General features: G+C 71.4%; 23 protein-coding genes. 12 read left to right on the top strand and 11 right to left on the bottom strand.

All coding sequences use genetic code 11. The features are described from left to right. Nucleotides 1-170: 170 nt before the first annotated feature. Nucleotides 171-995: a Fic family protein gene (locus tag ACZ4E1_RS12115; RefSeq protein ID WP_467538310.1), complete on the bottom strand. Its 825-nt coding sequence runs from the start codon at nucleotides 993-995 to the stop codon at nucleotides 171-173. Nucleotides 996-1,096: 101 nt separating this feature from the next. On the opposite strand from ACZ4E1_RS12115, the gene ACZ4E1_RS12110 reads away from it, so the two are divergent. Continuing rightward, a complete protein-coding gene (locus tag ACZ4E1_RS12110) occupies nucleotides 1,097-2,086 on the top strand; it encodes an ATP-binding protein (protein WP_467538308.1) in 990 nt (329 codons plus the stop codon). Nucleotides 2,087-2,099: 13 nt separating this feature from the next. On the opposite strand, the gene ACZ4E1_RS12105 is transcribed toward ACZ4E1_RS12110, so the two are convergent. Next, on the bottom strand, nucleotides 2,100-3,398 hold the full coding sequence (locus ACZ4E1_RS12105) for a polysaccharide deacetylase family protein (RefSeq protein WP_467538305.1): 1,299 nt from the start codon (nucleotides 3,396-3,398) through the stop codon (nucleotides 2,100-2,102). Nucleotides 3,399-3,823: 425 nt separating this feature from the next. Between ACZ4E1_RS12105 and ACZ4E1_RS12100 the strand changes: the two genes are divergently transcribed. The 6 genes from ACZ4E1_RS12100 (at nucleotide 3,824) to ACZ4E1_RS12075 (ending at nucleotide 11,960) form a co-directional block, all read left to right on the top strand. After that, the gene (locus ACZ4E1_RS12100; RefSeq protein WP_467538303.1) at nucleotides 3,824-6,262 is read left to right on the top strand and encodes a bifunctional SulP family inorganic anion transporter/carbonic anhydrase; all 2,439 of its coding nucleotides are present in this window, start codon (nucleotides 3,824-3,826) and stop codon (nucleotides 6,260-6,262) included. A 210-nt stretch (nucleotides 6,263-6,472) separates the two neighbouring features. Next, a complete protein-coding gene (gene acs / locus ACZ4E1_RS12095; protein ID WP_467538301.1) occupies nucleotides 6,473-8,482 on the top strand; it encodes an acetate--CoA ligase in 2,010 nt (669 codons plus the stop codon). 201 nt (nucleotides 8,483-8,683) lie between these two features. After that, nucleotides 8,684-10,108, top strand: a complete 1,425-nt coding sequence (gene nhaA / locus ACZ4E1_RS12090) for a Na+/H+ antiporter NhaA (protein ID WP_467538299.1) — start codon at nucleotides 8,684-8,686, stop codon at nucleotides 10,106-10,108. A gap of 60 nt (nucleotides 10,109-10,168) precedes the next feature. Next, entirely contained in the window at nucleotides 10,169-10,678 is a 510-nt protein-coding gene (locus ACZ4E1_RS12085; RefSeq protein ID WP_467538297.1) for a phage holin family protein, read from the top strand. Further along, on the top strand, nucleotides 10,675-11,628 hold the full coding sequence (locus tag ACZ4E1_RS12080; protein WP_399124690.1) for an alpha/beta fold hydrolase: 954 nt from the start codon (nucleotides 10,675-10,677) through the stop codon (nucleotides 11,626-11,628). The genes ACZ4E1_RS12085 and ACZ4E1_RS12080 overlap by 4 nt, the downstream gene beginning before the upstream one ends. Before the next feature lie 146 nt (nucleotides 11,629-11,774). Beyond that, a complete protein-coding gene (locus tag ACZ4E1_RS12075) occupies nucleotides 11,775-11,960 on the top strand; it encodes a hypothetical protein (protein WP_223206079.1) in 186 nt (61 codons plus the stop codon). Between the two features lie 31 nt (nucleotides 11,961-11,991). On the opposite strand, the gene ACZ4E1_RS12070 is transcribed toward ACZ4E1_RS12075, so the two are convergent. The 3 genes from ACZ4E1_RS12070 to nth all read right to left on the bottom strand — a co-directional run bounded on the left by ACZ4E1_RS12070 (nucleotide 11,992) and on the right by nth (nucleotide 14,934). Further along, nucleotides 11,992-13,191 (bottom strand): MarP family serine protease, encoded by a 1,200-nt coding sequence (locus ACZ4E1_RS12070; RefSeq protein ID WP_467538293.1) that lies wholly within the window; start codon nucleotides 13,189-13,191, stop codon nucleotides 11,992-11,994. 13 nt (nucleotides 13,192-13,204) lie between these two features. Next, the gene (locus ACZ4E1_RS12065) at nucleotides 13,205-13,954 is read right to left on the bottom strand and encodes an NUDIX hydrolase (protein WP_467538292.1); all 750 of its coding nucleotides are present in this window, start codon (nucleotides 13,952-13,954) and stop codon (nucleotides 13,205-13,207) included. 89 nt (nucleotides 13,955-14,043) lie between these two features. Continuing rightward, nucleotides 14,044-14,934: an endonuclease III gene (gene nth, locus ACZ4E1_RS12060; RefSeq protein WP_467538291.1), complete on the bottom strand. Its 891-nt coding sequence runs from the start codon at nucleotides 14,932-14,934 to the stop codon at nucleotides 14,044-14,046. A gap of 326 nt (nucleotides 14,935-15,260) precedes the next feature. Here nth and ACZ4E1_RS12055 point away from each other — a divergent pair, with 326 nt between their 5' ends. Both ACZ4E1_RS12055 and ACZ4E1_RS12050 read left to right on the top strand, forming a co-directional pair. Continuing rightward, complete coding sequence (locus tag ACZ4E1_RS12055) at nucleotides 15,261-15,935, top strand: Crp/Fnr family transcriptional regulator (RefSeq protein WP_016642758.1); 675 nt, start codon at nucleotides 15,261-15,263, stop codon at nucleotides 15,933-15,935. A gap of 122 nt (nucleotides 15,936-16,057) precedes the next feature. After that, nucleotides 16,058-16,954, top strand: a complete 897-nt coding sequence (locus ACZ4E1_RS12050) for a sigma-70 family RNA polymerase sigma factor (RefSeq protein ID WP_467538290.1) — start codon at nucleotides 16,058-16,060, stop codon at nucleotides 16,952-16,954. Between the two features lie 627 nt (nucleotides 16,955-17,581). Here the strand turns inward: ACZ4E1_RS12050 and ACZ4E1_RS12045 are convergent. The 4 genes from ACZ4E1_RS12045 to ACZ4E1_RS12030 all read right to left on the bottom strand — a co-directional run bounded on the left by ACZ4E1_RS12045 (nucleotide 17,582) and on the right by ACZ4E1_RS12030 (nucleotide 19,998). Then, nucleotides 17,582-18,415, bottom strand: a complete 834-nt coding sequence (locus ACZ4E1_RS12045) for an MBL fold metallo-hydrolase (protein WP_467538289.1) — start codon at nucleotides 18,413-18,415, stop codon at nucleotides 17,582-17,584. A gap of 2 nt (nucleotides 18,416-18,417) precedes the next feature. Next, on the bottom strand, nucleotides 18,418-19,278 hold the full coding sequence (locus ACZ4E1_RS12040) for an NUDIX hydrolase (protein ID WP_467538287.1): 861 nt from the start codon (nucleotides 19,276-19,278) through the stop codon (nucleotides 18,418-18,420). A gap of 91 nt (nucleotides 19,279-19,369) precedes the next feature. Next, entirely contained in the window at nucleotides 19,370-19,837 is a 468-nt protein-coding gene (locus ACZ4E1_RS12035) for a RidA family protein (protein WP_384622072.1), read from the bottom strand. Next, entirely contained in the window at nucleotides 19,834-19,998 is a 165-nt protein-coding gene (locus ACZ4E1_RS12030) for a DUF4177 domain-containing protein (protein ID WP_073494871.1), read from the bottom strand. Before ACZ4E1_RS12030 ends, ACZ4E1_RS12035 begins: the two co-directional genes overlap by 4 nt. Nucleotides 19,999-20,083: 85 nt before the next feature. Here ACZ4E1_RS12030 and bagA point away from each other — a divergent pair, with 85 nt between their 5' ends. Then, nucleotides 20,084-21,058: an ATPase BagA gene (gene bagA, locus ACZ4E1_RS12025; protein ID WP_467538284.1), complete on the top strand. Its 975-nt coding sequence runs from the start codon at nucleotides 20,084-20,086 to the stop codon at nucleotides 21,056-21,058. Further along, nucleotides 21,055-22,353, top strand: a complete 1,299-nt coding sequence (bagB, locus tag ACZ4E1_RS12020; RefSeq protein ID WP_467538283.1) for an ATPase BagB — start codon at nucleotides 21,055-21,057, stop codon at nucleotides 22,351-22,353. Before bagA ends, bagB begins: the two co-directional genes overlap by 4 nt. Before the next feature lie 68 nt (nucleotides 22,354-22,421). On the opposite strand, the gene ACZ4E1_RS12015 is transcribed toward bagB, so the two are convergent. Continuing rightward, on the bottom strand, nucleotides 22,422-22,790 hold the full coding sequence (locus ACZ4E1_RS12015; RefSeq protein ID WP_188338204.1) for a WhiB family transcriptional regulator: 369 nt from the start codon (nucleotides 22,788-22,790) through the stop codon (nucleotides 22,422-22,424). Between the two features lie 451 nt (nucleotides 22,791-23,241). On the opposite strand from ACZ4E1_RS12015, the gene ACZ4E1_RS12010 reads away from it, so the two are divergent. After that, the gene (locus ACZ4E1_RS12010; RefSeq protein ID WP_467538280.1) at nucleotides 23,242-25,491 is read left to right on the top strand and encodes a transglycosylase domain-containing protein; all 2,250 of its coding nucleotides are present in this window, start codon (nucleotides 23,242-23,244) and stop codon (nucleotides 25,489-25,491) included. A gap of 84 nt (nucleotides 25,492-25,575) precedes the next feature. On the opposite strand, the gene ACZ4E1_RS12005 is transcribed toward ACZ4E1_RS12010, so the two are convergent. Next, nucleotides 25,576-26,040, bottom strand: coding sequence for a GatB/YqeY domain-containing protein (locus ACZ4E1_RS12005; RefSeq protein ID WP_467538278.1), 465 nt, complete (start codon nucleotides 26,038-26,040; stop codon nucleotides 25,576-25,578). Nucleotides 26,041-26,087: the final 47 nt, after the last annotated feature.

Raw genomic sequence — 26,087 nt, 5'->3', positions numbered from 1 at the left:
ACGTCGACCCGTCGATTACGGGCCAGCCGCACCAGGTGACGGGCAGAAGTTCCCGACCTGATGGGCAAGATATCGAGGACGCTTGGTAACCCGGCGGACATGCCAGCGGCGGTACGAGGACTCGTACCGCCGCAACCCTTTTCCGGGGCCTTTCCCGCCGGGAATTCCCGTCAGGCGGCGCCGCGCTGGAGCGCTTCGCAGACCGCCGTCGACTCCCTGACCCCGAACTCAACAGCCTTGCCGCAGTGGGCGATCCACGCCGCCATGCCCTCCGGAGTGCCGGAGACGTAGCCGTCGAGCGCCGCCGCGTACTGCGCCCGCCCGAGCTCCGCGTGGCCCACCTCCGCGGGACAGATCGACTTCGGGTCGAGACCGCTGCCCACCAGGACGATGCGCTCGGCGGCGCGCGCCACCAGCCCGTTGTACGAGGTGAAGGGGCGCAGCGCCTGGAGCTCGCCGTGCACCACGGCCGCCGTCACCAGGGCGGGCGCCTCGCTGCCCGCGATGATCAGCCGGGCGAGTCCGTCGAGCCGGCCCGCCACCTCGTCGGCGTCCGGCAGCGGCAGCTCCACGAGCGGCTCGTCGACCGGCTCGCCCGCCTGCCGGGGCCGGCCCACCGCGTCGCCCTGGTCGGCCGCCGCGACCAGGTGCAGCCGCGCGAGGACGCGCAGCGGCGACTGCCGCCAGATGGACAGGAGTTGGCCCGCCTCCGCGGTCAGCCGCAGGGCCGCGCCGACGACGGGTGCCTCCTTGTCGCCGTCGCCCCCGCTGAAGTCGGTGCGCCGGCGCACCTCCTCGAGCGCCCAGTCGGCGCCCGAGAGCGCCGCGCTGCCCCGCGCGCCGCGCAGCGCGGCCTCGGAGGTGACCTCGTTGCTGCGGCGGCGCATGACCCGGTGTCCGTAGACCCGGTCCACGGCCTTGCGCACGGAGGCCACGGAGTCGGCCACGCCCGGCAGGTCGGCCAGTGCGGCGAGGGGGTCGGCTGTCGTACTCATGCGTACGACCCTACGGGCCAGGGGGCGCCGCCCCACGAAGGAGTGGTCTTCTTCACGCCGGGTCGACACGGAGTGCGACACCCACACTACGCTTGGTGAACATGAAGATCGCTTTCGTGGGGAAGGGCGGCAGCGGCAAGACGACGCTGTCCTCGCTCTTCATCCGTCACCTCGCCACCACCGGATCGCCGGTCGTCGCCGTCGACGCCGACATCAACCAGCACCTGGGCGCCGCGCTCGGCCTCGACGAGGACGTCGCCGCCGAACTGCCGGCGATGGGCGCGCGGCTGCCCCTCATCAAGGACTACCTGCGCGGTTCGAACGCCCGGATCGCGTCCGCCGACACCATGATCAAGACGACGCCGCCGGGCGAGGGTTCACGGCTGCTGCGGGTGGGCGAGAACAATCCGGTGTACGACGCCTGCGCCCGGCGGGTGGAACTCGACGGCGGGTCCGTCCGTTTGATGGTCACCGGCCCGTTCACCGAAGCCGACCTCGGTGTCGCGTGCTACCACTCCAAAACCGGAGCGGTGGAGCTGTGCCTGAACCACCTCGTCGACGGCCAGGGCGAGTACGTGGTGGTCGACATGACCGCGGGCTCCGACTCCTTCGCCTCGGGTCTGTTCACCCGCTTCGACATGACGTTCCTCGTCGCCGAGCCGACGCGGAAGGGGGTCTCGGTCTACCGCCAGTACAAGCAGTACGCACGGGACTTCGGCATCGCCCTGAAGGTCGTGGGGAACAAGGTGCAGGGCGAGGACGACCTCGACTTCCTGCGCGCGGAGGTCGGGGACGACCTGCTGGTCACCGTCGGGCACTCGGACTGGGTGCGCGCGATGGAGAAGGGCCGCCCGCCCCGCTTCGAGCTCCTGGAGGAGACGAACGCGACGGCGCTCGCCACTCTGCGGGCCGCCGCCGACGCCACGTACGAGGCGCGGGACTGGGAGCGGTACACCCAGCAGATGGTCCACTTCCATCTGAAGAACGCGCAGAGCTGGGGCAACGAGAAGACGGGGGCCGACCTGGCGGCGCAGGTCGACCCCGGCTTCGTGCTGCGGGAGAGCCGGCCGAGCGTGGGCGTCACGGCCTGACGGTTCGGGTCGGTCAGGATCTGGCGGCCGGCGCCCCGGGCACTCCCTTGGGTGCGGGCGCGGGCCTGCCGGTCAGGAACGACGCCCAGCCCTGCTTCGGCGCCTGGCCGACGCCGAGGGTCGTGAGCTTCTTCAGGGTCTGCGGGTCCTGGGCGTCGAGCCAGTCGGCGAGCTGCCGGAAGCTGACGCAGCGCACGTCGGGCTTGGTGCAGACGGTCTCGACGGTCTCCTCGACGGCGCGCATGTAGACGCCGCCGTTCCAGGACTCGAAGTGGTTGCCGATGACCAGGGGCGCGCGGTTGCCCTCGTAGGCGCGGTCGAAGCCGGCGATCAGGCTGTCGCGCATCTGGTCGCCCCAGAACTCACGCTGGTCGGGGTCGCCCTGGGTGCTGGTGCCCGACTGGTTGACCATGAAGTTGTAGTCCATGGTCAGCTGCTCGTACTTGTGCCCGATGAAGGGGACGAGCTGCATGGACAGGTCCCACAGGCCGTTCTTCTTCTTGGGCCACAGCTGGTCGTTGACGCCGCTGGTGTCGTAGCGGAAGCCGAGGTCCTTCGCCGCCCGCGTGAAGTTCTTCTGCCCCTCCAGGCAGGGGGTGCGGGCGCCGATGAGCTCCTTGTCGTAGTCGAAGGGCAGCGGCGGCATGTTCTTCAGGCCGGCGTTCGTCTTCCACGACTTCACGAAGGTCTTGGCCTGCCGGATCTCGCTCTTCCACTCGGCGACCGACCACTCGCCGACGCCGCCGCCCTTGCCGCAGAAGTGGCCGTTGAAGTGGGTTCCGATCTCGTTGCCCTCGAGCCAGGCGCCGCGTACCTGCTCGGCGGTGTCGCGGATGCCCTGGACGTCGTTGAAGCCGATGTCCGAGCGGCCCGCCGAGTGCTGCGGCGCGTGGTACTGGCCGGCCTTGCTCTCCGGAAGCATGTACACGCCGCTGAGGAAGTACGTCATGGTCGCGTTGTTGGCCCGGGCGACCTTGCGGAAGTGGGAGAACAGCTTCTGGCTGTCCTCGCCCGCTCCGTCCCAGGAGAAGACGACGAACTGCGGGGGCTTCTGACCCGGTCTCAGCCGCTCGGGGCGGGGCAGATGCGGCTGCTGCCCGGTGTACGCGGTCGAGCCGTCGCCGATCGGGCGCATCACACTGCCCGGGGCGGGCGCGGCCGGGGCGGCCTTCTTGGGGCCGGGGGCGCCCTTGTGCGGCGGCGTGGACGTGGTGTCGCCGGTCGCGCAACCGGAGAGGACGGCGGCGCACGCCGCGGCGGCGGTGACGCCCGCGACGATCCTCCTGGTGGCGATCCGCTGGGTGGCGGCCATCTTCCGCCCACCTTCTTCCTGGGAGTCGGCTTGCGAGAACTGGCACGAGAAAGACCGTGCGAAATGCCCGAAATGCCCGGGTGCGCCGCCAAGGTCGCACGGGGCTCGCGTCGAATTTGTCCGACAAGCCGACCAGAAATCTTATTCACTCTCCGGGGTGAAGCAATGGACCATTTGCCCGATTAATCCTTCCCTGGCCTTTACTCTGCATTACGATCCGTTTACCGAGCGTTGATTCCTCTCGTTGCATTCACGCAATTCAGTGCGCACCGCACTGCTTCATCGCCTGCCACACCCCTGCCGCATCGCATTGCTTCATCCCGCCGCTGCACGCCGTGAACCACGGCCGCGATTTCCGACCCCTCACACCCATGGGGGTCCCCCACAATTCCGCGACCGCGCTGCACCCCGGAGGAGACGGGAACATGTCAGCCTGCGTACCCACCCGAGCCAGTGACCCCGACCGGACGGACGAGCCCACAGCCGCTCTCCGGACCGCCCACAGCCCACCGCCCGCACCACCCCGCCGATTCCGCGTCGCGGGCGCCGACCTGTCCGCGTCCGTCTCCGTCTTCCTGATCGCCCTGCCGCTGTCCCTCGGCATCGCCCTGGCCACCGGCGCACCCCTGGAGTCCGGGCTCGTCGCCGCCGCCGTCGGCGGACTGGTCGGCGGCCTCGTCGGCGGCTCCCCGCTCCAGGTCAGCGGCCCCGCCGCCGGTCTGACCGTGGTCACCGCCGAGCTCATCCAGCGCTACGGATGGCGCACCACCTGCGCCGTCACCGTCCTCGCCGGCGTCGCCCAGCTCGGGCTCGGCTGCCTGCGGGTGGCCCGCACGGCGCTCGCCGTCAGCCCCGCCGTCGTGCACGGCATGCTCGCCGGCATCGGCGTGACCATCGCCGTCGCCCAGCTGCACATCGTCCTCGGCGGCACCCCGGACAGCTCGGTCCTGGCCAACGTGGCGGCGCTGCCGCACCAGTTGGCCGTCGCACAGCCCGCCGCCGTCGCCATGAGCGTGCTCACCCTCGGGCTGCTCGTCCTGTGGCCCCGGCTGCCCGGCAGAATCGGCCGCGTCGCCCGCAAGGTGCCCGCCGCACTCGTCGCGGTGACCGCCGCGGCCACCGCCACCGCCCTGTTCGGCCTCACGCTGCCCGAGGTCGACCTGCCGTCCTGGAGCAGCCACGCGCTGGCCGGGCTGCCGGACGGGCCGGTGCTCGGCATCCTCGCCGCCGTCCTGACGACGACCCTGGTGTGCAGCGTGCAGTCGCTGCTCGGCGCCGTCGCCGTCGACAAGCTCGCCACGGCCAGGACCGATCTGCCGCCCGCGGTCCGCCGCTCGCACCTGGACCGCGAACTGCTCGGCCAGGGCGCGGCGAACATCGTGTCCGGAAGCCTCGGCGGCCTGCCCGTCGCCGGCGTGGCCGTCCGCTCCACGGCGAACGTGAACGCGGGAGCGGTGAGCCGGAACTCCACGATGCTGCACGGCGTTTGGGTGATAGCGGCCACGCTGCTCCTGGTCCCCGCCCTGGAGCTGATCCCGCTCGCCTCGCTCGCCGCCCTGGTGATGGCCGTCGGGATCCGGATGGTGTCCCTGCACCACATCCGCACGGTCACCCGCCACCGCGAGGTGCTCGTCTACGTCGTCACCACCGTCGGCGTCGTCGCCCTCGGTGTGCTCGAAGGCGTCGGTCTCGGCGTCGCGGTCGCCGTCGGTGTCGCCCTGCACCGGCTCGCCCGCACCCGCATCACGCACGAGGAGGACACGCACGGGGTCCACCATGTGCGGGTACGGGGGCAGTTGACCTTCCTCGCCGTGCCCCGGCTGAGCCGCGCCCTGCACCAGGTGCCGCACGGGGCGAGCTGCGTCGTCGAGCTGGACGGGTCGTTCATGGACCACGCCGCGTTCGAGGCCCTGCAGGACTGGCAGAAGTCGCACGTCGCCGAGGGCGGCGCCGTAGAGGTCGCCGGCCGGGCCGGGGCGCGGATCGCCGAGCCCGCGAGCGCGGCGCACTCGTGCTGCCGCCCGTGGACGCCGTGGCGCAACCACCACTGCGACGGCCACCGGCCCCAGGACGCCGCCACCGGCACCGCCGCGGGAGCCGCCCCCGAGGCAGAACGGCCGCGGCGCGGTGGGCATCAACTGGCCAGCGGCATCAGCGCGTTCCAGCGGAACACGGCGCCGCTGGTGCGCGGAGAGCTGGCCCGGCTGGCCCGCGAGGGGCAGCAGCCCACCCAGCTGTTCCTCACCTGCGCCGACTCCCGGGTCGTCACCTCGATGATCACGTCGAGCGGCCCGGGCGACCTGTTCGTCGTACGGAACGTGGGCAATCTGGTGCCGCTGCCCGGCGAGGAGAGCGGGGACGACTCGGTGGCCGCCGCCATCGAGTACGCCGTCGACGTGCTGAAGGTGCAGTCGATCACCGTGTGCGGGCACTCCGGATGCGGGGCCATGCAGGCCCTGCTCAGCAGCCCGCCCGACGGGGAGGCGCGGACGCCGCTCGGGCGCTGGCTGCGGCACGGGCTGCCCAGCCTGGCGCGGGCAGCAGACGCGGGGCGGCCCGGGGCGCGGCTCTCGGGGCGGGCGCCGGCGGACGCGGCCGAGCAGTTGTGCCTGACCAACGTCGTGCAGCAGTTGGAGCATCTGCGGGCGCATCCCTCGGTGGCCCGCGCGCTGGAGCGGGGAGCGCTCGACCTGCACGGGATGTACTTCCACGTCGGTGAGGCGCAGGCCTATCTGCTCACCGAGGGCGAGCCGGGCGGCGCCGCCCCGGACGACCCGGTCTTCGGCCATGTGGACGGGACCGAGGACACAGTGCGGGACACCGTCGGGGAGGGGCGTCCGCTGCCGCAGCGCAGCCTCGCGTAGGAGGTCGTACGGGCAGGGAGGGCGTGGCCGGAAACAGCGGCCACGCCCTCGGCATGCCGGGGAAAGCGTGACCGACTGAACCCGCCGGGCGTTCCGGACGTGGAGACGGGTGCGGAGCGGGCACCGGAACGGGGCCCGCACAAGATCCACAACAGGTCTAAACCAATTTCAGGGATGCCCTTGTCAGCAGGGGGCGCCGTCTGATGAGCTGTGGCCTGGGACACAACGGCCGCCCCGGCTGAGCACCGTAAGGGAGATGTCGTGAGCAACGAAAGCCTGGCCAATCTTCTTAAAGAAGAGCGACGCTTCGCGCCGCCGGCTGACCTGGCCGCACGAGCCAACGTCACGGCCGAGGCGTACGAGCAGGCCAAGGCTGACCGGCTCGGCTTCTGGGCCGAGCAGGCCCGCCGCCTCAGCTGGGCCACCGAACCGACCGAGACCCTCGACTGGTCGAACCCGCCGTTCGCGAAGTGGTTCGCCGACGGCAAGCTCAACGTCGCGTACAACTGCGTCGACCGGCACGTCGAGGCCGGGAACGGCGACCGCGTCGCCATCCACTTCGAGGGCGAGCCGGGCGACAGCCGGGCCATCACCTACGCCGAGCTCAAGGACGAGGTGAGCCGCGCGGCGAACGCGCTGACCGAACTGGGCGTCGAGGCCGGCGATCGCGTCGCCGTCTACCTGCCGATGATCCCCGAGGCGGTCATCTCGATGCTGGCCTGCGCGCGCATCGGCGCCGCGCACTCCGTCGTCTTCGGCGGCTTCTCCGCCGACGCCATCGCCAAGCGCATCGAGGACGCCGACGCCAAGGTCGTCATCACGGCCGACGGCGGATACCGCCGCGGCAAGCCGTCCGCGCTCAAGCCGGCCGTCGACGAGGCACTGACCCGTGCGGCCGGTGTCACCAACGTGCTGGTCGTCCGGCGCACCGGACAGGACGTCGCCTGGACCGAGGGCCGCGACCTGTGGTGGCACGAGACGGTCGGCCGCCAGTCCGCCGAGCACACCCCCGAGGCGTTCGACGCCGAGCAGCCGCTGTTCATCCTGTACACGTCCGGCACGACGGGTAAGCCGAAGGGCATCCTGCACACCTCGGGCGGCTACCTGACGCAGGCAAGCTACACGCACCACGCGGTCTTCGACCTCAAGCCGGAGACCGACGTCTACTGGTGCACCGCCGACATCGGCTGGGTCACCGGCCACTCCTACATCACGTACGGCCCGCTCTCGAACGGTGCGACGCAGGTCATCTACGAGGGCACCCCGGACACCCCGCACCAGGGCCGCTTCTGGGAGATCGTGCAGAAGTACGGCGTCACGATCCTCTACACGGCGCCCACCGCGATCCGTACGTTCATGAAGTGGGGCGACGACATCCCCGCGAAGTTCGACCTGTCCTCGCTGCGGGTCCTCGGTTCGGTCGGCGAGCCGATCAACCCCGAGGCCTGGGTCTGGTACCGGAAGAACATCGGCGCCGACAAGTGCCCCGTCGTGGACACCTGGTGGCAGACCGAGACCGGCGCGATCATGATCTCGCCGCTGCCGGGCGTCACCGAGACCAAGCCGGGCTCCGCCCAGCGCGCCCTGCCGGGCATCTCGGCGACCGTCGTGGACGACGAGGCGAACGAGGTGCCGAACGGCGGCGGTGGCTACCTGGTCCTCACCGAGCCGTGGCCGTCGATGCTGCGCACCATCTGGGGCGACGACCAGCGGTTCATCGACACGTACTGGTCGCGTTTCGAGGGCAAGTACTTCGCCGGTGACGGCGCGAAGAAGGACGAGGACGGCGACATCTGGCTGCTCGGCCGGGTCGACGACGTCATGCTCGTCTCCGGGCACAACATCTCGACGACCGAGGTCGAGTCGGCGCTCGTGTCGCACCCGACCGTCGCCGAGGCCGCCGTCGTCGGCGCCGCCGACGAGACGACCGGTCAGGCGATCGTCGCGTTCGTCATCCTGCGCGGCACCGCGAACGCGGAGGACGACGGGCTCGTCGCCGACCTGCGCAACCACGTGGGCGCCACGCTCGGCCCGATCGCCAAGCCCAAGCGGGTCCTGCCGGTCGCCGAGCTGCCCAAGACGCGCTCCGGCAAGATCATGCGCCGTCTGCTGCGGGACGTCGCGGAGAACCGGGAGCTGGGTGACGTCACCACGCTGACCGACTCCTCGGTGATGGACCTCATCCAGACCAAGCTGCCGGCGGCGCCCAGCGAGGACTGACCCCGCGCACACCTCGGGAACGGGCATCCGGCGAACGCGCCGGGTGCCCGTTTCGTGCGTATCGTGGCGACCACCAGGCACGCCACGCATACACCCGGTAGGGTGAAGGGCGCGTCAAGAACGCGTCATGATGTCCACAGGGTGTGCCGGGAAGTCTGGTCGGCGGTGTCCACAGCCGTACCTGACCGGAGGTCCCCACCCGTGAGCGCGCCGACGAAGAAGCCGACGGACAACCCGTCGAACAACCCCCGCAAGGTCCTGGGCCGGCTCTCCCTGCCCGAGCGCACCTTCGTCGCCGACGCGCTGCGCACCGAGACCGTCGGCGGTGTCCTGCTCCTGATCGCGGCGATCTCCGCGCTCGTCTGGGCGAACGTCCCGGCCCTGAGCCACAGCTACGAGACGGTCAGCCACTTCCACCTCGGACCCAGCGCCATCGGACTCGACCTGTCGGTGGCGCACTGGGCGGCCGACGGCCTCCTCGCCGTGTTCTTCTTCGTCGCCGGTATCGAGCTCAAGCGCGAACTCGTCGCCGGAGACCTGCGCGACCCCAAGGCCGCCGCGCTGCCGGTCGTCGCCGCGCTGTGCGGCATGGCCGTGCCCGCGCTCGTCTACGCACTGGTCAACACGGTCGGCGGCGGCTCGCTCGACGGCTGGGCCGTGCCGACGGCCACCGACATCGCGTTCGCCCTCGCGGTGCTCGCCGTCATCGGCACCTCGCTGCCCAGCGCCCTGCGCGCCTTCCTGCTCACCCTCGCCGTCGTCGACGACCTCTTCGCGATCCTGATCATCGCGATCTTCTTCACCAGCGAACTGAACTTCGCCGCGCTCGGCGGCGCCGTCCTCGGCCTCCTCGTCTTCTGGTTCCTGCTCAAGAAGGGCGTGCGCGGCTGGTACGTCTACGTGCCGCTCGCGCTGGTCATCTGGGCGCTCATGTACAACAGCGGCATCCACGCCACCATCGCCGGTGTCGCCATGGGCCTGATGCTGCGCTGCCACCGGCACGAGGGCGAGGAGCAGTCGCCCGGCGAGCACATCGAGCACCTGGTGCGGCCCCTGTCCGCCGGGCTCGCGGTGCCGCTGTTCGCCCTGTTCAGCGCCGGGGTCGTCGTGTCGGGCGGCGCGCTCGGCGATGTCTTCACCCGGCCGGAGACACTCGGCGTCGTGCTCGGCCTCGTCGTCGGCAAGGCCGTCGGCATCTTCGGCGGCACCTGGCTGACGGCCCGCTTCACCAAGGCGTCCCTCTCCGACGAGCTGGCCTGGCCGGACGTCTTCGCGGTCGCCACGCTCGCCGGCATCGGCTTCACCGTCTCGCTGCTCATCGACGAACTCGCCTTCACCGACGACCCCGTACTCACCGACGAGGTCAAGGCCGCGGTGCTGGCGGGCTCACTGATCGCCGCCGTGCTCGCGGGCGTCCTGCTCAAGATCCGCAACGCCAAGTACCGCGCCCTGTGCGAGGTGGAGGAGCGCGACGAGGACGCGGACGGCGTCCCCGACATCTACGAAGAGGACAACCCGGCCTACCACCTCCGTATGGCCGAGATCCACGAGAAGAAGGCCGCGGAACACCGGAGGCGTGCCGAAGTGGCGGGCGGGGCAGGCGATGACGACGGGCGTCCGGCATGATCTGAGGCCTACGGAAGTTCGCCCCGGAGAAATCCGCTACAGAAGAACAGGGAGTACGTGATGAGCGCACCCGACGGCAGCCCGGTCGGCGCCGAACGCAGCATCGGCCAGCTGTTCGCCTCGGCGACGACCGAGATGTCCGCACTGGTGCACGACGAGATCGCCCTCGCCAAGGTGCAGCTGAAGCAGGACGTGAAGCGCGGGGTCACCAGCGCGGCGCTCATCATCGTCGCCCTGACCATGCTGATCTTCTCGCTGCCCATGCTGAGCTTCGCGCTGGCCTACGGGATCAACGCCTGGACCGGCGGGCACAACGGGGAGGGCGGCTGGAACCTGGCCTGGTGCTTCCTGCTGTCCTTCGCCGGCAGTTTCCTTTTGTTCCTGCTGCTCACCCTGATCGGCGTCAAGATCCTCAAGAAGGCCAAGCAGAGCAAGGGCCCGCAGAAGGTCGCCGCCTCGGTCAAGGAGACGGCGGGCGTACTGCAGAACGCCAAGCCGCACCCCCGTCAGGTGACGCCGGGCGACCGTGTCCCCGAGGCCATCGAGGCTGTGGCACGCTCGACCTCATGACGGACCCCGCCACCCCATCGGCCCAGCCGCCCACCTCGGTCGTACGACTCGACGTCCCCGGGGCCCCGGACGTGCTCCACCGGGACGTCGCGGCGAACGGCGCGCGCTTCCACATCGCCGAGCTGGGTGACGGGCCCCTCGTGCTGCTGCTGCACGGGTTCCCGCAGTTCTGGTGGACGTGGCGGCACCAGCTCGTGGCGCTCGCGGACGCCGGTTTCCGTGCCGTGGCGATGGACCTGCGGGGCGTCGGCGGCAGCGACCGCACGCCGCGCGGCTACGACCCGGCGAACCTGGCGCTCGACATCACCGGCGTCGTGCGCTCCCTGGGCGAGCCGGACGCGGCGCTCGTCGGCCACGACCTCGGCGGCTATCTCGCCTGGACCGCGGCCGTGATGCGCCCCAAGCTCGTGCGCCGGCTCGTGGTGTCGTCGATGCCGCATCCGCGCCGCTGGCGCTCGGCGATGCTCGCCGACCCCAAGCAGACCTCGGCCGGGTCCTACGTGTGGGGATTCCAGCGGCCCTGGATCCCGGAGCGTCAGCTGGTCGCGGACGACGGGGCGTTGGTGGGCCGCCTGATGCGCGACTGGTCGGGGCCGAACCAGCCGGAGGACCAGGCCGTGGAGGCGTACCGGCAGGCCATGCGCATCCCGTCGACGGCGCACTGCTCGGTCGAGCCGTACCGCTGGCTGGTCCGCTCCCTGGCCCGGCCCGACGGCATCCAGTTCTACCGCCGCATGAAGCGCCCGGTCCGCGTCCCGACCCTGCACCTGCACGGCTCGCTCGACCCGGTGATGCGCACCCGCAGCGCGGCCGGCTCCGGCGAGTACGTCGAGGCCCCCTACCGCTGGCGCCTCTTCGACGGCCTCGGCCACTTCCCTCATGAAGAAGACCCCTTGGCCTTCTCGAACGAACTGGTCAACTGGCTGAAGGACCCCGAGCCCGACCGCTGACCCGACCGCTGACCCGACCGGTGATCCGGCCGGTCGGCGGACGGGTGGGAACTGCTGTCCTACGAACAGCCAAATGCCCGGCGCATAAGCCAATTGGGCGCCGCGCGGGCGGTTACCGACCATGAGGCCCGGGCACACGTCGGTGTATGGGCTGGACGCACGACTACAGTGACGCAGCACGCACCCGCCGCCCAGCGATGACGCTGGGCTCTCCCCAGAGGGGGGCGCCGCAGGATCACGCGGCGCACGACCCCCGGCTGGGCATTTCGCGCATCCTGCGCCGCAGGGCCCGGTGGATGTCCGCCCGGCTGCGGCACAGCGCCCGCGACTGACCTCGGCCGCCACCGCAGCACCACCTTCACCTCACAGGGCGCAGGCGTCCGTGTCGACCTCCTGGACCGCGGTGCGGCCCTGCTCGATGTCGCCGCGGATCTCGTCGCCGGTCAGGGCGTACCCCGTGTCCGCGTTGTCCAGGGACTTGGCGAAGACCACGCCGTAGACCTGGCCCTGGGGCGTCAGCAGCGGACCGCCCGAGTTGCCCTGACGGACCGTCGCGTACAGCGAGTACACGTCGCGCCGCACCGTGCCCCGGTGGTAGATGTCCGGGCCGTCGGCCGTGATGCGGCCGCGCAGGCGCGCGGGACGCACGTCGTACGCGCCGTTCTCCGGGAAGCCGGCGACGATCGCGCCGCCGCCGCGCTCGGCGTCGGTCTCCGTGAACCGGAGCGGGGGCGCCTTCAGGTCCGGCACGTCCAGGACCGCGATGTCGCGCTCCCAGTCGTAGAGGACGACCTTCGCGTCGTAGCGGACGCCCTCGCCGCCTATCTGCACGGTGGGCTCGTCGACGCCGCCGACCACGTGCGCGTTCGTCATCACGCGGCGGTCGGCGAAGACGAAGCCGGTGCCTTCCAGGACCTTGCCGCAACTGGGCGCCTGGCCCACGACCTTGACGATGGAACGCTTCGCCGAGGTCGCGACGGCGCTCTTGGCGAGCGCCGGGTCCGGCGGACTGACCTCGGCGATCGGCTCGTTCGCGAACGGGCTGAAGACCTGGGGGAAACCGTTCTGCGCAAGGGTGGAGGAGAAATCGGCGAACCAGGTGTCCGCCTGGGAGGGCAACGCCTGGGAGACCCCGAGCAGCACCTTGGAGCTGCGGACCTCCTTGCCGAGGGTGGGCAGCGTCGTCCCCGCGAGCGCGGAACCTATCAGCCAGGCCACCAGGAGCATCGCGCCCACGTTGACCAGCGCGCCGCCCGTCGCGTCGAGCGCGCGGGCCGGGGACCAGGTGATGTACCGGCGCAGCTTGTTGCCCAGATGCGTCGTGAAGGCCTGGCCGATCGACGCGAAGACGATCACCACGATCACGGCGACGACCGCGGCCGCCGTCGTGACCTCCGCGTCGTCGGTGGCCGCCGACCAGATCACAGGGAGCGTGTAGACCGCGACGAGGCCACCGCCCAGGAATCCGATCACCGACAGGATGCCGACGACGAACCCCTGGCGGTAACCGACGATCGCGAACCACGCGGCGGCGGCGAGCAACAGGATGTCCAGCACATTCACGTGGGCCACCCTGTCACGAGCGCCAGTCGAGCGGGACCGACTTCTCCCGGTCCCAGGGGCGCTCCCAGCCCGCGAAATGCAGCAGTCTGTCGATGACACCGGCCGTAAAACCCCAGACCAGAGCCGATTCGACCAGAAATGCGGGGCCGTGGTGCCCGCTGGGGTGCCTGGCCGTCGCCCTGTTCTCCGGGTCCGTGAGATCGGCCACCGGGACCGTGAAGACCCGGGCCGTCTCGGCGGGGTCGACGGCCGCGACCGGCGAGGGCGTGCGCCACCAGCCGAGCACCGGCGTCACCACGAACCCGCTCACCGGGATGTACAGCTTCGGGAGCACGCCGAAGAGCTGGACCCCGCTCGGGTCCAGGCCCGTCTCCTCCCAGGCCTCCCGCAGCGCGGCCCGCAGCGGCCCCTCGGCGCGCGGGTCCCCGTCCTCCGGGTCGAGGGCGCCGCCGGGGAAGGACGGCTGGCCCGCGTGCGACCTGAGCGAGCCCGCGCGCTCCATCAGCAGCAGCTCGGGGCCCCGCTCTCCCTCGCCGAACAGGATCAGCACCGCGGACTGGCGCCCCGCGCCGTCCGCGGGCGGCAGGAAGCGGCTGAGCTGCTCCCCGCGCACCGTCGCGGCGGCCTCGGCGACCGGGTCCAGCCACGCGGGCAGCCCGGCCGTGCTCAGCGTGACGTCCGGCCCGGCGCCGGGTCCCTCCGACGCCGCACCGCCCCTCGCGCGCTCTCCGTCGATACCGCTGATCTCGCTCACGTTCTTCATCGCCGCCCCCGTGACTCTCGTGATGGGCCCAACGCCCGACCGCCCTCGCTTCGTTCCCCGCTCACCCGTTCGTGGGATTCCCACGGGGCTCAGGAACCTCCCAGCGGCGGGGCCGGCAGACCGCCCGCGTCCAGGTAGGACTGCGGGGGCTTGAGGCGCTGTCCGGGCAGGCCCCCCTTCTCGTACTTCAGCAGCTTCTTCGCCTTCTCCGGGTCCGTCTCGCCTTCCCCGTAGGCCGGGCAGAGATGCGCGATCGGGCAGGCCCCGCAGGCCGGCTTGCGGGCGTGGCAGATGCGGCGGCCGTGGAAGATCACGTGGTGGCTGAGCATCGTCCACTGGCTCTTCGGGAACAGTGCGCCGACGGCCTGCTCGACCTTGTCCGGGTCCGTCTCCTCCGTCCACTTCCAGCGCCGCACGAGGCGGCCGAAGTGGGTGTCGACGGTGATCCCGGGGCGTCCGAACGCGTTGCCGAGCACCACGAACGCCGTCTTGCGGCCGACGCCCGGCAGCTTGACCAGGTCCTCCAGGCGGCCCGGCACCTCACCGCCGAACTCCTCGGTGAGGACCTTCGCCAGGCCCATGATCGACTTCGTCTTCGCGCGGAAGAAACCGGTCGGCCGGATCAGCTCCTCGACCTTCTCCGGGTCGGCCGCGGCGAGGTCCTCGGGTGTCGGGTAGGCGGCGAACAGCGCGGGCGTCGTCTGGTTGACCCTCAGATCCGTCGTCTGGGCGGACAGCACGGTGGCCACGACCAGCTGGAACGGGTTCTCGAAGTCCAGCTCCGGGTGCGCGTACGGGTACGTCTCCGCGAGCTCGCGGTCGATCCTGCGCGCCCGCCGCACGAGCGCGACCCGGCTCTCCGGCTTCGCGACGGCCTTCGCGGGTGCCTTCGCGGGTGCCTTCGCGACGGACTTCGCGGGGGCCTTCGCGACGGTCTTCTTCTTCGCGGGCTTGCCTGGCTCGGCGGGCTTCGCTGGCATCGGCTGGACGGCCTTCCCTGGGGGGACAGAAGGGTGGTCCGACGCCTGTTCGCCCACAGCGGAATCGAGATGGCCGGACACCGTGCCGACCCTCCGGACCTGCGGTCTCACCGGCGTTTTGGACACCCGGCCAGCCTAAAGGCAGCCACCGACATCCGTCCGGGAGCCGTCGGATCGGCCCCCGATTGGCCCCCTCCCCGTCGGGTTGCGGCGCGGGTGCGGCAAACTTGTGTCTGAGTGACTGATCACACTGTTTGGACCGTCCGGCAAAATGGGGACTGGTGAACACCGTGCCCCACGGTGCAGGCGACATAGGAGAGAAACTCGTGGACGACGTTCTGCGGCGCGCCCCGCTCTTCGCGGCGCTCGATGACGAGCAGGCCGCGGAGCTCCGCGCCTCCATGAGTGAGGTGACCCTCGCTCGCGGCGATGCGCTGTTCCACGAGGGAGACCCCGGGGACCGCCTGTACGTGGTCACCGAGGGCAAGGTGAAGCTCCACCGCACCTCCCCCGACGGCCGGGAGAACATGCTGGCCGTGCTCGGCCCCGGCGAGCTGATCGGCGAGCTGTCGCTGTTCGACCCGGGCCCGCGCACCGCGACCGCCAGCGCGCTGACCGAGGTGAAGCTGCTCGGCCTCGGCCACGGCGACCTCCAGCCCTGGCTGAACGCGCGGCCCGAGGTGGCCGCCGCGCTGCTGCGCGCCGTCGCGCGCCGCCTGCGCAAGACCAACGACCAGATGTCCGACCTGGTCTTCTCCGACGTGCCGGGCCGTGTCGCCCGCGCGCTGCTCGACCTGTCGCGCCGCTTCGGCGTGCAGTCCGAGGAGGGCATCCACGTCGTGCACGACCTCACGCAGGAAGAGCTGGCCCAGCTGGTCGGCGCCTCCCGCGAGACGGTCAACAAGGCGCTGGCGGACTTCGCCGGGCGCGGCTGGCTCCGCCTGGAGGCCCGCGCGGTGATCCTCCTGGACGTGGAGCGCCTCGCCAAGCGTTCCCGCTGACACCGGACGCCACAGCCCTACGAGGACGGGTCCCGCCACTTCGGTGTGGCGGGACCCGTCCTCGTAGGGCCCGCAGGGCCCTCCCCACAGCCGCAGACGTGCAGAGACGGAGAGACGCCACCATGACCTCGACCCCGCTGGACCCCGCAGAACTCGCCGCCCGCTTCCAGGCGGAGCGCCCCCGGCTGCGGGCCGTGGCGTACCGGATGCTCGGCTCGTTCAGCGAGGCGGAGGACGCGGTCCAGGAGGCGTGGCCGCGGCTCCAGCGGGACGGCGCGGACGAGGTGCGGAACCTGGCCGGGTGGCTGACCACGGTCGTCGGGCGGATCTGCCTCGACATGCTGCGCGCCCGCACCGCGCGCCGCGAGGACCCGCTGGAGGAGGGCGGCGCCGTCGAGATCCACGTGCCCGACCCGGTGGTCCGGCCGCTGGACCCGGTGCACGAGGCGGAGACGGCCGACTCGGTCGGGCTCGCGCTGCTCGTCGTGCTCGACACGCTGGCGCCCGCCGAGCGGCTCGCGTTCGTGCTGCACGACATGTTCGCCGTGCCGTTCGAGGATCTCGCGCCGATCGTGGAGCGCACCCCCGCGGCGACCCGGCAGCTGGCGAGCCGGGCCCGGCGCCGGGTGCAGGGCCAGGTGCCGCCCACCGACACGGATCTGAGCCGGCAGCGCGAGGTCGTCGCCGCCTGGGTCGCGGCCTCCCGCGCGGGCGACTTCGAGGCGCTGCTCGAACTCCTCGACCCGGACGTCCTGTTGCGGGTCGACGCGGGCCCCGGCACGGCGTCCAAGCTGGTGCGCGGCGCCCTGGAGGTGGCCGGTCAGGCCGCGCTGTACGGCCGGCTCGCGCCCTCCTCGTACGCCGCCTACGTGGGCGACGGCGTCGGGATCGTGGCCGCGCCGAACGGGACGCCGACGGCGGTCCTCGCGCTCACCGTGCGCGGCGGACGGGTCGTGGAGATCGACATCATCGTCGACCCGCCCCGCCTGTCCGGCCTCACCGGCGCCCAGTGGAAGTGACCGCCGGGCGCCGCCGGGCGGTCAGCCGGCGGACCACGGCGCGTCGTCGCCACCCGGAGCCACTCCCGCCGCACCGCACGACGCTGCCCTGACCACACCTCAGGCACACCACCGACGCCCGGGGGAACGCCCGGCCGACCGATCGGCCCGTGCCCACTCAAGGACGGGAGCCGGGTCTCTGCGGACAGCCCGGCCGGCAGGCCACGACGCATGGCCCCCGCCCGGCCGAACCGCCGACGCCCACGGGAGCAACCCGGGCAACCGGCCAACCGATCAACCCCTGCCCGCCCAAGCACCGGAGCCGAGTCTCCACAGACAGCCCCGCCGGCAGGCCACGACAGGTGACCCCGCCCAGCCGAACCATCGGCGCCCGCGGGAGCGACCGGGGCGCCCGGCCGACCGATCAGCCCGTGCCCGCTCAAGGACGGGAGCCGGGTCTCTGCGGACAGCCCGGCCGACAGGCCACGACGCATGGGCCCCCGCCCGGCCGGACCACCGACGCCCACGGGAGCAACCCGGGCAAGCGGATCGCGCTCACCCTGCTCACCCACGCGGCACGCAGGCCACGACGCATGGCCCCCGCCCAGCCGGACCACCGACACCCACGGGAGCGACCAGAGCGGTCGGCTAGCCGATCAGGCCGTGCTCCGACAGGTATTCGAGCTGGGCCCGCACCGAGAGTTCGGCCGCGGGCCACAGGGAGCGGTCGACGTCCGCGTAGACGTGCGCCACGACCTCGGGGGCCGTCCGCAGGCCGTTCTCGACGGCGGTCTCGACCTGGGCGAGGCGGTTGGCGCGGTGGGCGAGGTAGAACTCGACGGCGCCCTGGGCGTCCTCCAGGACCGGGCCGTGGCCGGGCAGCACCGTGTGCACGCCGTCGTCGACGGTCAGGGAGCGCAGCCGGCGCAGCGAGTCGAGGTAGTCGCCGAGGCGGCCGTCGGGGTGCGCGACCATCGTCGTGCCGCGCCCGAGAATCGTGTCTCCGGTCAGCACGGCCCGGTCGGCGGGCAGATGGAAGCAGAGCGAGTCGGAGGTGTGGCCGGGCGTCGGCACGACCCGCAGCTCCAGGCCGCCCGTCGTCACCACGTCTCCGGCGGCCAGCCCCTCGTCGCCGAGCCGCAGCGCCGCGTCGAGCGCCCGCACCTTCGAGCCGGTCAACTCGGCGAAGCGGCCCGCGCCTTCGGCGTGGTCGGGGTGTCCGTGGGTGAGCAGGGTGAGCGCGATCCGCTTGCCCAGCTTCTCCGCCGTGGCGATGACATGCGTGAGGTGCGCGTCGTCGAGCGGGCCCGGGTCGATGACGACGGCCAGGTCGCTGTCCGGCTCGGCGACGATCCAGGTGTTGGTGCCGTCGAGGGTCATCGCGGACGGGTTCGGCGCGAGCACGTTGACCGCGCGGGCGGTCGCGGGGCCCGAGAGCACCCCGCCGCGCGGCTGCCCGGGCAGGGCTGCGGCGTCCGACATGGTCAGTTCCCCCCGTTGGAGATGTGCTTGGTGAACTCGTCGTGTCCCGGCCAGGACAGCACCAGTTCGTCGCCTTCGAGCCGTGCCTGCGCGAGTACGGGCGTCAGATCGCGGCCCGCGGCGCCGGCGAGGGCGTCGGCCGCGGTCCCGTACGCGTCGAGCGTGCGCAGCGTGGCGATCGTCGGGGGCATCATCGACAGCTCGCCCCGGTCGTAGCCGGCGGCGGCCTCGCCGGGCCGGATCCACACCGTGCGGTCCGCCTCGGAGGAGTCGTCGCTGGTGCGCTGGCCGGCCGGGAGCGCGGCCACGAAGAACCAGGTGTCGTAGCGGCGCGGCTCGAACTCGGGGGTGATCCAGCGGGCCCACGCGCCCAGCAGGTCGGAGCGGAGCACGAGCCCGCGGCGCCGCAGGAACTCGGCGAAGGACAGGTCCCGGTCGACCAGGGCCTGCCGGTCGGCGGTCCAGTCGGCGCCGGTGGTGTCCTCCACGACGGTGTCCGGGGTGGGTCCGGCCAGCAGCACACCGGCCTCCTCGAAGGTCTCCCGCACGGCCGCGCACACGACCGCCTGCGCGTCCTGCTCCGGTACCCCGAGGCGCACCGCCCACTCCTTGCGGGAGGGGCCCGCCCAGCGGACCTGCCGGTCGTCGTCGCGCGGGTCGACGCCGCCGCCGGGGTACGCGTAGGCACCCGCCGCGAAGGCCATGGACGTACGCCGCCGCAGCATGTGCACCTCGACACCCCCGGCGTCGCGCAACAGCATGACGGTGGCCGCGCGCCGGGGCGTCGCGGGGGTCATCGTGCCGGCGGCGAGGGCGCGGATCCGCTCCGGCCACTCGGGGGGATACCACTGCCCGTTTGCCATGGCCGGAGGCTATCCGCTGACGGGCGGATGTTCGAGAGGCACCTGGTGCCCGCCCGAAGATCCGCCCGTCACCGGAACCGCCCAGGAGACGTCACGCCTCGGTGAGCTCCACCTGGAACTCGACCTCGACCGGCGCGTCCAGCGGCAGCACCGCGACGCCGACGGCGCTGCGGGCGTGCACGCCCTTCTCGCCGAGGACCTCGCCGAGCAGCTCGCTCGCGCCGTTGATCACGCCGGGCTGGCCGGTGAAGTCCTGCGCGGAGGCGACGAACCCGACGACCTTCACGACGCGCGCGACGCGGTCCAGGTCACCGGCGACCGACTTGATCGCCGCGAGACCGTTCAGCGCGCAGGTGCGGGCCAGGTCCTTGGCCTGCTCGGCGGTGACCTCGGCGCCGACCTTGCCGGTCAGCGGCAGCTTGCCGTCGACCATGGGCAGCTGCCCGGCGGTGAACACGTAGACGCCGGACTGCACGGCCGGCTGGTACGCGGCGACCGGCGGCACGACGGGCGGCAGCGTCAGTCCGAGCTCGGCCAGCCTGGCCTCGACCGCGCTCATGCCTGCTTCTCCCGCTTCAGGTACGCCACCAGCTGCTCCGGGTTGTTCGGTCCCGGCACGACCTGGACGAGCTCCCAGCCGTCCTCGCCCCACGTGTCCAGGATCTGCTTCGTCGCGTGCACGAGGAGCGGCACGGTCGCGTATTCCCACTTCTTAGCCATGGGGCCGACTGTAGCCGCCGAAGAAGAGGGTCACGTTCCGGAGGCTCCTGCGTGATCCGGGCACGTACTGGTTAGGCTCGAATACGTGAGCAGGCTCCAGGTCGTCAGCGGCAAGGGCGGTACCGGAAAGACCACGGTCGCCGCCGCACTCGCGCTCGCCCTCGCGACCGAGGGCAAGCGCACACTTCTGGTGGAGGTGGAGGGCAGGCAGGGCATCGCGCAGCTCTTCGAGACCGAGGCGCTCCCCTACGAGGAGCGGAAGATCGCCGTCGCGCCCGGCGGGGGCGAGGTGTACGCGCTCGCCATCGACCCCGAGCTGGCGCTCCTCGACTACCTCCAGATGTTCTACAAACTGGGCGGCGCCGGCCGCGCCCTCAAGAAGCTCGGCGCGATCGACTTCGCGACGACGATCGCCCCGGGGCTGCGGGACGTCCTGCTGACCGGCAAGGCGTGCGAGGCGGTGCGCCGCAAGGACAAGAAGGGGAACTACGCGTACGACCACGTGGTCATGGACGCGCCCCCGACCGGCCGCATCACCCGCTTCCTGAACGTGAACGACGAGGTCGCCGGGCTCGCCCGGATCGGCCCCATACACAATCAGGCCCAGGCGGTCATGCGCGTCCTCAAGTCCCCCGAGACGGCCGTGCACCTGGTGACGCTCCTGGAGGAGATGCCGGTGCAGGAGACCCTCGACGGGGTCGCCGAGCTGCGCGCCGCGAACCTGCCCGTCGGGCGGTTCATGGTGAACATGGTGCGGCCCGCACTCCTCGGCGAGGACGCCCTCGCCATGGCCCGCGAGAAGTCCGTGCGCCCAGCGGTCGCCGAGGCCCTGGCCGCGGCCGGCGTCGGCAGCGCCAAGCGGCTCGCGGGCCCGCTGATCACCCAGGCGGGCGAGTACGCGGAGCGGTACGCCCTGGAGCGCGCCCAGCGCGAGCTGCTCGCCGACGCGGGCCTCGCCCGGCACGAACTGCCGCTGCTCACCGAGGGCTTGGACCTGTCGGGCCTGTACCGGCTCGCCAAGGAACTGCGACAGCAAGGAATTCAGGGGACTCTTCGATGACGCTGGATCCGCGAGCTCCGCTCGACATCGACCCGCTGCTCGACGACCCCGCCACCCGCATCGTGGTGTGCTGCGGCAGCGGCGGCGTCGGCAAGACCACCACCGCCGCGGCGCTCGGCCTGCGCGCCGCCGAGCGGGGCCGCAAGGTCGTCGTCCTGACCATCGACCCGGCCCGCCGGCTCGCCCAGTCGATGGGCATCGACTCCCTGGACAACACCCCGCGCCGGGTGAAGGGCATCGACGACACCGCGGGCGGCGAGCTGCACGCGATGATGCTCGACATGAAGCGCACCTTCGACGAGATCGTCGAGGCGCACGCGGACGAGGAGCGCGCCCAGGCGATCCTGTCCAACCCCTTCTACCAGTCACTCTCCGCGGGCTTCGCCGGCACGCAGGAGTACATGGCGATGGAGAAGCTCGGCCAGCTCCGCGCCCGCGACGCGTGGGACCTCATCGTCGTCGACACCCCGCCGTCGCGCTCCGCGCTGGACTTCCTGGACGCGCCGAAGCGGCTCGGCTCCTTCCTCGACGGAAAGCTGATCCGGCTGCTGATGGCCCCGGCGAAGGTCGGCGGACGCGCGGGCATGAAATTCCTGAACGTCGGCATGTCGATGATGACCGGCACCCTCGGCAAGCTGCTCGGCGGTCAACTCCTGCGCGACGTCCAGACGTTCGTGGCCGCGATGGACACCACCTTCGGCGGTTTCCGCACCCGCGCGGACGCCACGTACAAACTGCTGCAGGCCCCCGGCACCGCGTTCCTCGTGGTGGCGGCGCCCGAGCGGGACGCGCTGCGCGAGGCCGCGTACTTCGTGGAGCGCCTCGCCGCGGAGAGCATGCCGCTGGCGGGTCTGGTGCTCAACCGGGTGCACGGCAGCGGCGCCGGCCGTCTGTCGGCCGAGCGCGCGCTCGCCGCCGCAGAAAATCTTGACGAGTCCGGCATTGTGGATCAGACGGCCGGGAAGGAAGAGCTTCGTACCTCTCCCGAGGCCCCCGGCACCGCCGAAAGCACCGCTGAAACCCCTGAAGCCGTCGAGACCGACGCAGCCGATGCAGCCGTCGCACCCGAGACTCCCACCGTGGCGCAGCTGACCGCGGGTCTGCTGCGCCTGCACGCCGAGCGCATGCAGGTGGTCGCGCGCGAACAGCGCACGCGTGACCGCTTCACCGCGCTGCACCCCGAGGTCGCCGTGACCCAGGTCGCGGCGCTGCCCGGTGACGTCCACGACCTGTCAGGCCTGCGGGACATCGGTGACCGGCTCGCGGCCGGTGGTACTCCGGCCGGAGCTGCCTGAGCCGTACGGGACCCACGGGTCCCGCGCGGCGCGCGCCGGGCGCTGTCACGCCACCCGGGCCGCGCTCTCTACCCGACGGCCGCGTACCGGTCGTCCTCGCAGTACTCGTGCGAGCCGTCCGCCACGTCCTCCTCGAGCTCGGCGGGCAGCAGCCCCGCACCGCGCTCGTACTCCGTCCGTGCCGTCTCAAGCAGCCGGCGCCACGACGTGACGGTCGGACGCCGGCGCAGCAGCGCGCGTCGCTCCCGTTCGGTCATGCCGCCCCACACTCCGAATTCGACGCGATTGTCCAGCGCGTCGGCGAGGCACTCGGTGCGCACGGGGCATCCCGTGCACACCGCCTTCGCCCGGTTCTGCGCTGCTCCTTGAACGAACAGTTCATCCGGATCGGTAGTGCGGCAGGCCGCCTGCGCACTCCAGTCGACTACCCAGCCCATACCGGCGCCGTCCTCTCCCGAATCGAGGCTCCCCCACGGCGGCAGCGGCATATTCACCGCCGCCAGTTGAGGACGTTACGGAAGGTGGGCACAGCGCAACACCCCCTTCGGGCCCAATCTTGAATGGTCCGAACGGACTATGCGTAAGCGGCAGATCACCCGACGGAGTGACCGAGGGACATGCGTAATAACCCCGGCAAAACGGGGCAGTTCATCTGAGCCAGAACGGGCGTCGGGCGACATATGAGGCGGATTCGGACACGTCCGGAACCCCGGAATCCGCGTGCGCGGGCGGGGACGGAAATGACTACAAGAGGCACGGAAAAAGTGCCGGGAACGATTCGGGGTCGTCCCACGTCTTGATACGAGACCGCACTGCTGTGACAGTTGAGTGCAGCTTAGGCCAAGGCATATACGCCTGTCCGGAGAATCAGAACGTAGGCTGCCCCCCATGGGAAAGAAGCGCTCGGCAGGTGGCGGCGGCGGTCTGTCGCCGGCCCAACAGGCCGCCAAGTTCCTCGGTGTCAGCGTGCTCGCCGGAGCCGTGCTCGCCGGAATCGCGCTGCCCGCGGCGGGCGCGCTCGGCCTCGCGGCCAAGGGATCGGTCGAGGGGTTCGACGAGATCCCGGCCAATCTGAAGACGCCCCCGCTCATGCAGCGCACCACCATCCTGGACAACCAGGGCGGCACGATCGCGACCGTCTACGCGCGCGACCGCACGGTCGTCCCGCTCGACGAGATCTCGCCGTACATGCAGAAGGCGATCGTCGCGATCGAGGACTCGCGCTTCTACGAGCACGGGGCCGTCGACGCGAAGGGCATCCTGCGCGCGATCAACGCGAACGCGCAGAACGGCGGCGTCTCACAGGGCGCGTCCACGCTCACCCAGCAGTACGTGAAGAACGTGTTCATGGAAGAGGCGGGCGACGACCCGACCAAGCTGGCGCAGGCGACTCAGCAGACCATCGGCCGCAAGGTCAAGGAGCTGAAGTACGCGATCCAGGTCGAGGACGAACTGGGCAAGAAGAAGATCCTCGCCAACTACCTGAACATCACGTACTTCGGCCAGCAGGCCTACGGCGTCGAGGCCGCGGCCCAGCGCTACTTCTCCCGGCACGCCAAGGACCTGAGCGTGCAGCAGGCGGCGATGCTCGCCGGCATCGTGCAGTCCCCCAGCCGCTACGACCCCGTCAACGACGAGGAGGAGGCCAAGCGCCGGCGCAACGTCGTGCTGCAGCGCATGGCCGACGTCCGCGACATCTCGCAGGCAGAAGCCGACAAGGCCAAGGCCAGCCCGCTCGGCCTCAAGGTGAAGCGCCCGCAGAACGGCTGCATCACCGCGGTCAAGGGCGCCTCCTTCTTCTGCGACTACGTGCGCGAGGTCTTCCTCAGCGACCCGGTCTTCGGCAAGTCGCAGGAGGCCCGCAGCAAGCTGTGGCAGCGCGGCGGACTGACCATCAGGACCACGCTCGACCCGCAGTCCCAGGAGTCGGTGCAGACCTCGGTCAAGAACCACGTCTACAAGACGGACAAGGTCGCCACGGCCGTCACCCTCGTCGAGCCCGGCACCGGCAAGATCGTCGGCATGGGCCAGTCGAAGCCGTACGGCACCGACAAGGACAAGAACGAGACGGTCCTCAACTACTCGGTCAACGCGGCCTACAACGGCTCGGGGTACGGCTTCCCGACCGGTTCGACGTTCAAGCCGTTCCTCGCCGCCGCCGCCCTGGAGGGCGGCACGCCGGTGACGCAGGAGTACCCGGCCCCGTACGAGATGCCGTACCCGAAGCAGGTGCAGACCTGCAGCGGGAAGCCGTGGGTCAACGACGGCGGCTACCGGGTGGAGAACGAGAACGAGTCGGAGGTCGGCCCCTATCGCCTCAAGGAGGCGATGGAGAAGTCCATCAACACGTACTTCGTGCAGATGCTCGGCGACACCGGCATGTGCCCGGTCGTCCAGATGACCGACAAGCTGGGCGTCGTGCAGGGCAACGGCAAGAAGGTCGACGAGGTGCCGTCCTCGATGACCCTCGGCTCGACCGGCCTGTCGCCGCTGACCATGGCCTCCGCCTACGCGGCGTTCGCCAACCGCGGCACGTACTGCACGCCGGTCGCCATCGACGCGATCACCGGTCCGAACGGCAAGGCGCTCAAGGTCCCGAAGACGAAGTGCTCGCGGGCCATGTCGGAGCAGACCGCCGACAAGATCAACACCCTGCTGAGCGGGGTGACCGACTCCGGTACGGGTCAGAAGGCCGGTCTCCAGAGCCGGGACAACGCCGGTAAGACCGGTACGACGGACGCTCGCAGGAACGCCTGGTTCGTCGGCTACACGCCGAACCTGTCGGGCGCGGTCTGGGTCGGCAGCGCCAGCCAGTCGGTCAAGATGGTGGACATCACGATCGGCGGCGTCTACCAGGCCAAGGTCTTCGGTGGTGAGGTGCCGGGTCCGATCTGGCGGGACGCCATGACGGGCGCGCTCGCCGGCAAGCCGGCGCCGACCTTCAACAAGGTGGACATCCCGGACCCCGACAAGGACAAGCACAAGGACCGGGACAAGGGCCGCGACAAGGGCCACGACGACGCGAAGCCGGGTGACGGCGGCACCGGAGGCGACAGCCCCTTCCCCGACGTCTCGCTCCCGCCGGACCTGATCAGCGGAGGCAACGGGAACGGGGGGAACGGCGGCTGGCGCCACTAGTTCCCCGGTCCACCGGCCAGTGAGTACATGAGAGGGGCGCCCCCGGCGGGGGCGCCCCTCTCACATGTCCGGGTGCGGCTGCTCTCAGCCGAGCAGCAGGCGCTTGACCGTCGCGGCGACCCGGCCGCCCTCGGCGCGGTCCCCCACCTTCGGCTTCACGATCTTCATGACCTGGCCCATGGCCTTGCCGCCCTCGGCACCGGCCGCCTTCGCCTCCTCGACCGCCTGCGTGACGATCTGCTCCAGCTCGGCGTCGGTCAGCTGCTGCGGCAGGTACTCGGCGAGCACCTCGCCCTCCGCCTTCTCGCGCGCGGCGGACTCGTCACGCCCCGCGCCCTCGAAGGCCTCGGCCGCCTCGCGGCGCTTCTTCGCCTCCTTGACGATCACGGCCTGCACCTCGTCGTCGGAGAGCTCGCGCTTCTCCTTGCCCGCGACCTCCTGGGTCGTGATCGCGGCGAGGGTCATCCGGAGCGTCGAGGAGCGCAGCTCGTCACGCCCCTTGATCGCGGCGTTGAGGTCGTCCTGCAGCTTCGACTTGAGCGTGGTCATGACTCGATTGTCGCAGGTGTCACAGCGTCAGCGCCCGCGGATTTCCC

Source organism: Streptomyces sp. NPDC025806 (genome assembly GCF_055558275.1).
This window is presented reverse-complemented; position numbering and strand designations above follow the sequence as displayed.

Bases quoted from the DNA above. Each gene is read 5' to 3' on its own strand.
- ACZ4E1_RS12115 (WP_467538310.1), bottom strand. From the start codon at position 995: ATGAGTACGACAGCCGACCCCCTCGCCGCACTGGCCGACCTGCCGGGC.
- ACZ4E1_RS12110 (WP_467538308.1), top strand. From the start codon at position 1,097: ATGAAGATCGCTTTCGTGGGGAAGGGCGGCAGCGGCAAGACGACGCTG.
- ACZ4E1_RS12105 (WP_467538305.1), bottom strand. From the start codon at position 3,398: ATGGCCGCCACCCAGCGGATCGCCACCAGGAGGATCGTCGCGGGCGTC.
- ACZ4E1_RS12100 (WP_467538303.1), top strand. From the start codon at position 3,824: ATGTCAGCCTGCGTACCCACCCGAGCCAGTGACCCCGACCGGACGGAC.
- ACZ4E1_RS12085 (WP_467538297.1), top strand. From the start codon at position 10,169: ATGAGCGCACCCGACGGCAGCCCGGTCGGCGCCGAACGCAGCATCGGC.
- ACZ4E1_RS12080 (WP_399124690.1), top strand. From the start codon at position 10,675: ATGACGGACCCCGCCACCCCATCGGCCCAGCCGCCCACCTCGGTCGTA.
- ACZ4E1_RS12075 (WP_223206079.1), top strand. From the start codon at position 11,775: ATGGGCTGGACGCACGACTACAGTGACGCAGCACGCACCCGCCGCCCA.
- ACZ4E1_RS12065 (WP_467538292.1), bottom strand. From the start codon at position 13,954: ATGAAGAACGTGAGCGAGATCAGCGGTATCGACGGAGAGCGCGCGAGG.
- nth (WP_467538291.1), bottom strand. From the start codon at position 14,934: ATGCCAGCGAAGCCCGCCGAGCCAGGCAAGCCCGCGAAGAAGAAGACC.
- ACZ4E1_RS12050 (WP_467538290.1), top strand. From the start codon at position 16,058: ATGACCTCGACCCCGCTGGACCCCGCAGAACTCGCCGCCCGCTTCCAG.
- ACZ4E1_RS12045 (WP_467538289.1), bottom strand. From the start codon at position 18,415: ATGTCGGACGCCGCAGCCCTGCCCGGGCAGCCGCGCGGCGGGGTGCTC.
- ACZ4E1_RS12040 (WP_467538287.1), bottom strand. From the start codon at position 19,278: ATGGCAAACGGGCAGTGGTATCCCCCCGAGTGGCCGGAGCGGATCCGC.
- ACZ4E1_RS12035 (WP_384622072.1), bottom strand. From the start codon at position 19,837: ATGAGCGCGGTCGAGGCCAGGCTGGCCGAGCTCGGACTGACGCTGCCG.
- ACZ4E1_RS12030 (WP_073494871.1), bottom strand. From the start codon at position 19,998: ATGGCTAAGAAGTGGGAATACGCGACCGTGCCGCTCCTCGTGCACGCG.
- bagB (WP_467538283.1), top strand. From the start codon at position 21,055: ATGACGCTGGATCCGCGAGCTCCGCTCGACATCGACCCGCTGCTCGAC.
- ACZ4E1_RS12015 (WP_188338204.1), bottom strand. From the start codon at position 22,790: ATGGGCTGGGTAGTCGACTGGAGTGCGCAGGCGGCCTGCCGCACTACC.
- ACZ4E1_RS12010 (WP_467538280.1), top strand. From the start codon at position 23,242: ATGGGAAAGAAGCGCTCGGCAGGTGGCGGCGGCGGTCTGTCGCCGGCC.
- ACZ4E1_RS12005 (WP_467538278.1), bottom strand. From the start codon at position 26,040: ATGACCACGCTCAAGTCGAAGCTGCAGGACGACCTCAACGCCGCGATC.